The sequence below is a fragment of the Methanospirillum sp. genome (assembly GCF_035560735.1).
Lineage (GTDB): Archaea > Halobacteriota > Methanomicrobia > Methanomicrobiales > Methanospirillaceae > Methanospirillum.
In genome coordinates, this window is record NZ_DATMYY010000318.1 from 1 (window position 1) to 9,128 (window position 9,128).

General features: G+C 47.4%; 8 protein-coding genes. 5 read left to right on the forward strand and 3 right to left on the reverse strand.

The genetic code is table 11. The annotated features are described in order from the left end of the window. Positions 1 to 19: 19 nt before the first annotated feature. Positions 20 to 751, forward strand: coding sequence for a hypothetical protein (locus VN429_RS09295; protein ID WP_325632511.1), 732 nt, complete (start codon positions 20 to 22; stop codon positions 749 to 751). Between the two features lie 5 nt (positions 752 to 756). Here VN429_RS09295 and VN429_RS09300 read toward each other — a convergent pair whose 3' ends face one another. Continuing rightward, a complete protein-coding gene (locus VN429_RS09300; protein ID WP_325632496.1) occupies positions 757 to 3,174 on the reverse strand; it encodes a CDC48 family AAA ATPase in 2,418 nt (805 codons plus the stop codon). Positions 3,175 to 3,221: 47 nt separating this feature from the next. Here VN429_RS09300 and larC point away from each other — a divergent pair, with 47 nt between their 5' ends. The 3 genes from larC to VN429_RS09315 all read left to right on the forward strand — a co-directional run bounded on the left by larC (position 3,222) and on the right by VN429_RS09315 (position 6,612). After that, positions 3,222 to 4,412: a nickel pincer cofactor biosynthesis protein LarC gene (larC, locus tag VN429_RS09305; protein ID WP_325632498.1), complete on the forward strand. Its 1,191-nt coding sequence runs from the start codon at positions 3,222 to 3,224 to the stop codon at positions 4,410 to 4,412. Then, complete coding sequence (gene radB, locus VN429_RS09310) at positions 4,373 to 5,107, forward strand: DNA repair and recombination protein RadB (RefSeq protein WP_325632500.1); 735 nt, start codon at positions 4,373 to 4,375, stop codon at positions 5,105 to 5,107. Before larC ends, radB begins: the two co-directional genes overlap by 40 nt. A gap of 128 nt (positions 5,108 to 5,235) precedes the next feature. Further along, a complete protein-coding gene (locus VN429_RS09315; RefSeq protein WP_325632503.1) occupies positions 5,236 to 6,612 on the forward strand; it encodes a NosD domain-containing protein in 1,377 nt (458 codons plus the stop codon). Positions 6,613 to 6,662: 50 nt separating this feature from the next. On the opposite strand, the gene VN429_RS09320 is transcribed toward VN429_RS09315, so the two are convergent. Next, entirely contained in the window at positions 6,663 to 7,403 is a 741-nt protein-coding gene (locus VN429_RS09320; RefSeq protein ID WP_325632505.1) for a tetratricopeptide repeat protein, read from the reverse strand. A 188-nt stretch (positions 7,404 to 7,591) separates the two neighbouring features. Here VN429_RS09320 and VN429_RS09325 point away from each other — a divergent pair, with 188 nt between their 5' ends. Then, positions 7,592 to 8,215, forward strand: coding sequence for a hypothetical protein (locus VN429_RS09325; protein ID WP_325632507.1), 624 nt, complete (start codon positions 7,592 to 7,594; stop codon positions 8,213 to 8,215). Here the strand turns inward: VN429_RS09325 and dapF are convergent, their stop codons facing one another. Further along, on the reverse strand, positions 8,216 to 9,037 hold the full coding sequence (dapF, locus tag VN429_RS09330) for a diaminopimelate epimerase (RefSeq protein ID WP_325632509.1): 822 nt from the start codon (positions 9,035 to 9,037) through the stop codon (positions 8,216 to 8,218). Positions 9,038 to 9,128 lie beyond the last annotated feature (91 nt).

Sequence of the window (9,128 nt, forward strand, 5' to 3'; positions counted from 1 at the left end):
AATATACTCACCGATAGATATACTCGCAACAGCAGGGTTGATAATCCTCATATTTTGCGATCTCTTTTCGATGGCTGATAGTACAGGTGTTGATCGGATGAACACCACCTATAAATTTTATTTTGTCTCCTGGTTTCTCCTGGCCATCTCCACATCAATAATGATAGCAACAAGAATTCAAACGTGGAATCCAGATACCAACACAGGAATATGTAAGAAAATAATTACATGCGGATTTATATTCCTGATAATTTTCACACCGGCATTTATTTTAGGAGTCTCCCACCCAGGCGAACATCCTATTACTCTGGATGGTGCATCGTGGATTGAGAGAAATATGCCCGAAGAGATGCATGCAATTCAGTTTCTCAAGACAATGCCTCCAGGGGAGATTATCGCTGAAGGAGTTACCACACACGTGGGTGATGAAGACAGTATAGAAAAATACTTCTCAAGAGTCTCAACTTTTACTGGAATGCCAACAATATTGGGAAGTTACCCCAGGGAACTTGTCTTCCGGAATCAATCGCTCCTTGACACCCGTGTGGCTGATGTGTCCAAAATATACTCCGCAAATCCCACACAGGCCGCAGAAATAATGAAAAAATACGGAGCTACCCTATTGATTACAGGATACCCAGAATATGGGATATATCACATCACCAATCCCAATATTTACTATGGGATGGGATTTACTCCGATATGGCATGATGGAAATACAGTAATCTGGCGGCCACCAAAGACTGCCTGAAAAAATTACTGGTATTCAGGGGGTTGGACTTCTTTCGGGAGGCCTCCCTTGAAATGTTTCTGAATCTTCTGGTACGCTACCATCAGGTTTTCGTTCATCGTCGGGTGCGTCTTTTCAAGAGCTTTTTCAAAATGCTCTTTCCTGACCTGCCCGGACTGATCCCTCATTGCAAAGATACCCGCCTCCCGGCAGAGCCCTTCCAGATCTGCCCCAACAAAACCAGCAGTTCTGGCAGCAATATCAGCGAAGAGTTGGTTCGCTGGCTCGTCATTCACCCGCACTCTAAGTTTTACCCAGAGTTCCTGAAGCAGTCTTCGGCGAACAGTTCTGCTTAATGTTCCATTTCCAGAACCATGTTGCTTGAGTATTTCTGCCATCTCACTGGATGAATAGACAGAGTCCTTCTTGAGATCAGATGCAAGCTGCTCAATATCCTCTTCTGTATAGGTCCCGATAAGATTGATCAGATCCTCCATTGCTGCACCCTCTATCGGCATCATTCTGGTATGGATCTGCATCACTTCCACCCTATCGTTGAGATCTGGTTCTCCGATATAGATCAACCGATCAAACCGGCCAGTCCTGAGCAAAGCAGGATCAATAATATCAGGTCTGTTTGTTGCTCCCATCACCACAACATCGCGGAGCTCCTGAAGCCCGTCCATCTCAGTAAGGAACTGGTTGAGAACACTCTCCATCGTATGGCTGTCGCCTGCAGTTCCCCGAGCTGGTGTCAGGGCATCAAGTTCGTCAAAGAAGATAATAGCAGGAGCAACCTGACGTGCTTTCTTAAATATCTCCCTGACAGCACGTTCAGATTCACCAACCCATTTTGAAAGCAATTGGGGGCCCCGGACTGCAATAAAATTTGCACCCGATTCATTTGCTACAGCCTTGGCAATAAGAGTCTTACCGGTTCCTGGCGGTCCGTATAAAAGCACTCCTCGCGGAGCATGGATCCCAAGATCCTCAAACTGTTCTCTCCGGGTGAGGGGGTACTCAACCGCTTCCCTGATCTCCTCTATAGCTCCGGAAAGACCGCCGACATCCCTCCACTGGAGATGTGATACCTCCAGCATGACCTCACGCATACCTGACGGAGTGATCTCACGAAGAGCCTGTTTGAAATCCTTATAGGTGACAACCATCTTTTCCAGGATCTCCTGTGGGATCTCCTCTTCATCAAGATCTATATCAGGAAGATATCTTCTGAGAGCACGGATTGCTGCCTCCCGTGCAAGTGCGGCAAGGTCAGCACCAGTGTACCCGTGTGTCCGGGCTGATAACTCTGAAAGGTTCACATCTTCTGCAAGAGGCATTCCTCTGGTGTGAATCATCATGATATCATGGCGATCCGGCTCAGCTGGAACACCGATCTCTATCTCCCGGTCAAACCGGCCTGGACGCCTCAGGGCAGGATCGATTGCATCAAGACGGTTCGTGGCTCCGATCACAATGACCTCGCCTCGTTCCTCGAGCCCGTCCATCATGGTCAGGAGTTGTGCAACGACCCGCCGCTCCACCTCTCCGGTAACCTCTTCGCGCTTTGGAGTTATAGAGTCGAGTTCATCGATAAAAATAATTGCAGGAGCATTATCTTCAGCCTCATCAAAGACCTCCCTGAGCCGCTGCTCACTTTCCCCATAGTACTTGGATATCACCTCGGGGCCAGCAATAGGAATAAAGTGTGCTCCGGACTCGTTTGCAACAGCCTTGGCAATGAGGGTTTTACCGGTTCCCGGCGGTCCGAAGAGGAGGACCCCTTTCGGCGGCTCTATGCCAAGCCTGCGAAACAGTTCGGGATGACGCATTGGTAGTTCTATCGTCTCTCTAAGCCGCTGCAGTTCTTCCCGAAGTCCCCCAATATCCTCATATGTAACCTGACTTATCCCCTCAAATCCGCTAACCGGTTTATCTGAGAGGATGACTTCTGTCTTCTGCGAGATGATTACGGCTTCTTTAGGCTCTATTTCGATAACCTTGTATGAGACCATCTGCGGCTGGATGAACGGAAGTCCAATAGGAACGGGCACTGAATCCCCCAGGGCAATAGGGAAGTCGATCAGATTGTGATGAATCGTAGTAGGATCGGCTGGTGGGATATTTCTCGGAAGATCTTCAGGAGGGGCAAGAACCACCATTGTTGCGTGGATAACCTCTTCCACTTTGGAGACTTTTACCGTGTCACCGATGGAAACGTTTGCGTTGGTCCGGGTAAAATTATCTATGCGTATTTTATTCTGATTCCAGTCGTTGAGCTGAGCCCTCCAGACCTTGGCAACGGTGGGGGACTTCCCAAAGATCTGAATAATATCGCCGGGAGAGAGCCTGAGCTGGAGCATCGTCTCAGGATCAAGGCGAGCTTTTCCTCCACCCTGATCGCCGGGATATGCGCTATCAACTTTAAGATATGATTCCACCATTATTACCTAACAATCATATATCCGGGGATTTATAAGTATAGCAAATCATGAGAATTCTCGCGATCGACCCATTTCACGGGGCTGCAGGCGATATGTTCCTCGGGGCTCTTCTCGGCCTTGGAGCTGACCGTGACGCGGTGATCCGGGTGATGGAAACAGTTGTTGCAACCCCAACAATAGAAGTGGTATCACGGGCAGGCATCCAGTCCATAAAAATACATACTCATGCCGGTCCTGCATCAAGGACGCTTGAAGAAGTCATAGCAAGGGTCAGGTCTTCATCTGCCCCTGCGGTTGTTATTGCCAGGGCTGAAGCCGTTTTTCAGCGGATAGCCTCTGCAGAACAGTCAATACATGGAAGAAAGGAGCACTTTCATGAAGTCGGGGCCGACGATGCTATCGCAGATGTTCTGGGTTCATGTATGGCGATGCATACGATATCTCCTGATCTTGTTAAGGTGTTTCCCGTGGCAACGGGGACTGGAACAGTCAGGATGGAACATGGCATGTACCCAGTCCCTGCCCCTGCAACTGCTGCAATACTTGCTGCAGGAGGCCTGCAGGTAATCTTAGGCGGGGGTAACGGCGAACTCTGTACTCCAACCGGTGCTGCTCTCCTCACCGAATTTTCTTCAGGAATACATTCACTGCCACCCGCCCGGCTGGATGTAACCGGTTATGGTGCCGGTGACAGGGATGATCCGCATACACCAAACGTCCTTAGGATGATGCTTCTGACAGTACCTGAAGAGCCAGGTGGAGATGAAGTTGATATCCTTGAAACCAATGTTGATGATGTCCCGGGAGAGGTTATTGGATATCTCCTGGAAAAACTCATGGAAAAAGGGGCAAGGGATGCAAGTGCCACCCCTCTTACCATGAAAAAAGGAAGACCAGGCCACCTTATCAGGGTGATATGCAGACCTGATGATGCAGAGAGACTTTCAATCCTGATGGCTCGTGAGACCGGAACGCTTGGTGTAAGATGCATCCCGGCAGTTCACCGGTTCATTGCAGACCGCAGGATTGAGGAGATAGATATCACAATTAACGATATATCAGGCAAATTTCCAGTCAAGTACGGTATAATTGAGGGATCCTGTTATACCCTGAAGGCAGAATATGAACATGTATGTAGATTCGCCAGGGAGCATAATCTTCCGGTTACACAGGTGATGAGAACAGTTGAGGAGGCAGCATGGAAGAAGGTACACCAGAGGCAGGACTTCCACCAGTAAACCGGTACCATGAATCAAGTGGGTGTACCCCGCTTGATAAACTAATCGGGGGAGGGTACCCGAAGAAGATGATCACCCAGATATACGGAGAGCCCGGGGGTGGGAAGTCAACATTCTGTCTCCTCGCAGCAGTTTCGGTTCTGAAGGCAGGTAAGTGCGTCATCTACGTAGATACTGAAAGTTTCTCGGTTGATCGATTCACCCAGATCGCAGGAAGCCGGGCTGAAGAACTCTCTGAACGATTTTACCTGTATGAAGCTGCAGATTTTGATCAACAGGCTTCGATGATCCAGGATGCCGGTCACATACTCTCAACCCGTGATACCGGGCTCATTGTCGTCGACTCAGCAACCGGTTTATACAGGACTGAACTGGAACACGGGCAGGATTCTCTGCAGCGCCTCTCAAGACAGATCGTAGTTCTTCTCGGATATGCAAAACGATATGACATCCCAATCCTGTTGACAAATCAGGTGTACATGGATCCTGCCAAAAACGATTTCGCACCCCTAGGAGGAACCAGTCTCTTTCATCTCTCAAAGGTAATCCTCCGGATTGATCGTATGGACGTGTTGAGACGAGTCAGAATAGTCAAACACCATGCACAACCGGAAGGTGATTATCTGAATTTCTCAATGGTGCAGGAAGGGATTCAGGTATCAGGGGAACAGATAAACCAGTGTCCCAACCCATAACTCATAAATGATCTAGAACCTACCTGATCAGTTGATACATATTCAGCAGGATCAGGAGGAGTTCTCTCACGAAATTTTTTTATCCTTTATTAAACGCTTGGGTTGTCGCTACAGCAGTGCTGGCTGTGATGTGCCCATCATTCTATGTAGCAGCAGATACGTCGGGAGTGGAGTTCCCTCCGGTTATCGGGCCATATTCTGGTGATTATGTGTATATTACCGAACCGGGACGGTATACACTTGAGCAGAATATATCACACCAGTATCCAGTGGGGATTATCATTGCTGCTCCGTCTGTCATCCTTGACGGACAGGGGTACTCCATTCGACCTGCATCAACAGAATCGCCATCTGTAGGAATCTGGATCAGCCTGACTAATTCAGCAGGAAAGCCTGTGACAGGAGTCACCATCAAAAATGTGAGTGTTGAGGATGAGGGGAATGGAATCTACTCAGAAGGAATTGACTCGTCTCTGTTTCCATGGGGGAAGGATCGAACCAGTGATATAGATGCAGAAAAAGCAGCAGAAGGAACTCAGAACCTTATTCTTTCCGGAGTCACCATCAAATCCAGTCATGAGGGAATAACCCTTTCAAACCAGTCTGATACAAAAATTACGACAATTACAATAGAGGACTGTACCGGTTCAGGTGTTACTGTTCTTGGTAGCAGGGCTGATATTCAGGATTCACACATCAAGAATAACCTTGAATACGGCATTATCTTCAGCAAGAGCACTGGATCAAACATTACTTCTTCAGTGATTGAAGGAAACGGAAAGGCGGGAATATCTCTTGAGGGAGTAAACGGCATACAGATTGTAAACAACCAGTTTCACAACACCCAAAATATTGAAAAAGATGCCCAAAGCCGTGATGTTGTTATCTCACCTCCGCTGGAAACAGGGAGGCAGGATACCAGCATAGTGTCCCGGGAGAAAGAGTTATGGAACCGAAGTGGCATTCTATCCCTGGATCAGGGGAAAACCACCAACACTGTTGATAAAAGTTCCAATAAAAGCCAGGGCCAGTTGAAACCCGAGATTTTCGGTCTCTCCCCTGAACCTTCACCAACTGTTATCCCTACAATAATTCCTGTCGTGACTATTTCTCCAAATATGACACCAACTCAGGATACTACTCCGAAAACAACCATGACAGGTATTCATGCAGTTATATCCGGGGACTCAATCCCAAAAGAGATGAAGGCAGGAAATACATACCCAGTTGGACTAATACTATTCAATGACGGATCTGATGACTGGATATCCCAGTATCAGGTGGGGATTATGGCTCTTGAGGACACAGCAGTATTGGGACCATCATGGATAGGAATCCCTGATGGAACTCAGATCAAGTCTGGTCAGTCCCAGACCCTCTCGTTCGATATCAGGGCTCCTTCAAAGCCCGGAACATACACACTTAAATACCAGGCAGCCCGTCAAGGCACCGGTGTTGAGGTACTTTTTGGAAGAGCATATACAAAGACTGTGACTGTTGTCTGAACCCATCTATGGGTTCAGTCTCACTTTTTTAAATATCTATTTTGGATGGTTTACCAGCCGTCATCCATTTCACGGGTTGCAATAAGTTTGTCTGCCTCTTCATCAAATCCCAGCTTACGCAGGCATTCAATCTTGGCATCATAGACTTCTGCATGGTTCGGTTCTATCCTGATGACCCTGTCATAACACTTGATAGCTTCCTTGCAGGTGTCGGTTTTTGCAAGAGAATTCCCAAGTTCAAACCAGCTATCAGCATCTTCAGGTTCCTGCTTCAGGATCTGCTTAAAACAGGATATTGCATCTTTGTGCTCTCCCATTTTCTGAAGACTGATTCCCTTATTGTAAAGAGCATTAATATCACCAGGAACCAACTCAATTATCTTGTCAAAACATTCCACTGCATCTGCATGTTTATCCAGTTCTGCAAGCGCTGAACCTTTGTTGCTTAATGCGTGAACATTTGTTGGATCAAGCTCAATGACCATATTGAAACAGGGGATTGCTTTGCTGTATCTTCCCATGAAAAAATAATTGACACCCATATATAGCCAGTACCTGGGATCCTTGTCATTGATCCTGAGAGACTGCTCAAAGGATTCAATTGCCTCCTGATACCGGATCAGGTTCATCATAGCAAGACCCTTTTGAAAGTGGGTATCTTCATCAACCGGGTCTAATGAGATTGCCTTCTCATAGCACCGGATGGCATCGTCAAACTTCTGCATAGCACTCAGTTTGTTGCCTTCTTCTTTCCAGCGTCTCGCTTCCTTTGTGCTGATCTCATCACCCATAGGCTTTCCCTGACTCCCTAAACCAGTTAGAGATGGTTACCTACCTTCTGCATTAAAGATATCTATCTTTTTCCTGTGGGTGAAACGCTCAATACCGGTCCGAAGAAATAATCCATATGTATGGGTTAGCAGGGAAGCAAACAGGCAGGTCCGGAGTTGATAAAAATGAAGGTGATAGGCAGAACTTTTTGCTGCTTCTACTTATGATGCTCCCCCTGCAGGTCATCTATCCGGTCTTGTCAGGAGGTCAGGCAGGACAGGTTTCATTGACTCTTTTCTTATCTATCATTCTCATTACAGGACTTTGGCTCATGAGGGGTTCACGTAGGAGGTTTCTGATTGCAGCAATTCTGGTGCTGATATCACTTGAACTTATCTGGGTCTCCCTCTGGCAGGCAGCAGCATCCCTTCTTCCACTCGGAGAGTTTTGCCTTCTTCTCTTCCTTATTATTTTGAGCGGTAGGTACCTGGCCATTTTCATCAGAACCGAGCTCCCGGTACACGAATTACTTCTCGCAGCAACTGCTCTCTTTCTGTTGATTGGAACCATATTAGGTATAAGCCTCTACCTGATTTCAGCTCTATATCATGGATCAACCACAGGAGCGAGAGTCGATATTGATCTTCCTCAAGCATTATTCGAGGGTATAGCCATTCTGACAGCAAACGGATTTGGAGGTGTTGCCGGTGAATCCATGCCCCTCTTAAGAGTTGTCTCATCTCTCGGGATGATAGGGGGGATACTGTTTATTGCACTCCTAATCGCTAAAATTGGAACTAATCTAAACAAAAACGATAAAAGGGGAAACTGATCAGAGGATGAGCATGCCGGTGAAGACCACATCAGCCGGACCTTTCATAGTAGCCCCGTTTGTCAGGGTAATAGTGAGTGGACCACCCTGGGTCTCAACCTCAACAACTGCTCCGGTCTTTCCAAGCCTGTGAGCAATAGCAGCAGATGCTGTGGCTCCTGTTCCACAGGAGAGGGTCTCCCATTCAACTCCACGCTCAAATGTGCGGATCCGGATGGAATTCTGATCGATAACCTCAACGAAATTAACGTTCGCCCCTTTCGGGAAGAACTGGCTGTTTCTGATTATAGGGGCCTGTCCACATACATCCACTGAGTCGAGATCTTTTACAAAGACCACGGCATGAGGAACACCGGTGTTGGTGGCATATACCTCATACCCATTAATGATCTCGTGAAACTCACCACTTCCTTTTGCCGGTATGGACGGAGCATCGAACTGTGGCTCTGTCATGGTGACTTCTGCAAGAAAATCCCCATCCTCATCATACCCACAGGTAACATCAATCAGTCCGGCAACGGTCTGAATGGTCCCCTTCTCTGAAAGATGCCCCATATCAAAACCATACCGGGCCAGGCACCGGATACCATTACCACACATCTCAGCTTCGCTCTCATCAGGCTGGAAAAGTCGCATAGCTGCCTTTCCATCAGTCGTCTTTCCAAGGAAGAGAACCCCGTCACCGCCGATTCCCATCTTGCGATCACAATAGACCGCTGCAAATTCGCCTTTCATCTCGTCGGGAACTTTAATTCCGTCCCACTCGTCTATTAAAATAAAGTCATTACCGTTCCCATGTAGTTTGACAAAAGGCAGATCCATATTCAGTACTCCTATACTATAGTAGGCTGTTTCACACTATTCTAATACCCGTTTTGTTCTTGCGATACACACTGTGAACAGTACCCATGCA

Bases quoted from the DNA above. Each gene is read 5' to 3' on its own strand.
- VN429_RS09300 (WP_325632496.1), bottom strand. From the start codon at position 3,174: ATGGTGGAATCATATCTTAAAGTTGATAGCGCATATCCCGGCGATCAG.
- larC (WP_325632498.1), top strand. From the start codon at position 3,222: ATGAGAATTCTCGCGATCGACCCATTTCACGGGGCTGCAGGCGATATG.
- radB (WP_325632500.1), top strand. From the start codon at position 4,373: ATGGAAGAAGGTACACCAGAGGCAGGACTTCCACCAGTAAACCGGTAC.
- VN429_RS09315 (WP_325632503.1), top strand. From the start codon at position 5,236: ATGTGCCCATCATTCTATGTAGCAGCAGATACGTCGGGAGTGGAGTTC.
- VN429_RS09320 (WP_325632505.1), bottom strand. From the start codon at position 7,403: ATGGGTGATGAGATCAGCACAAAGGAAGCGAGACGCTGGAAAGAAGAA.
- dapF (WP_325632509.1), bottom strand. From the start codon at position 9,037: ATGGATCTGCCTTTTGTCAAACTACATGGGAACGGTAATGACTTTATT.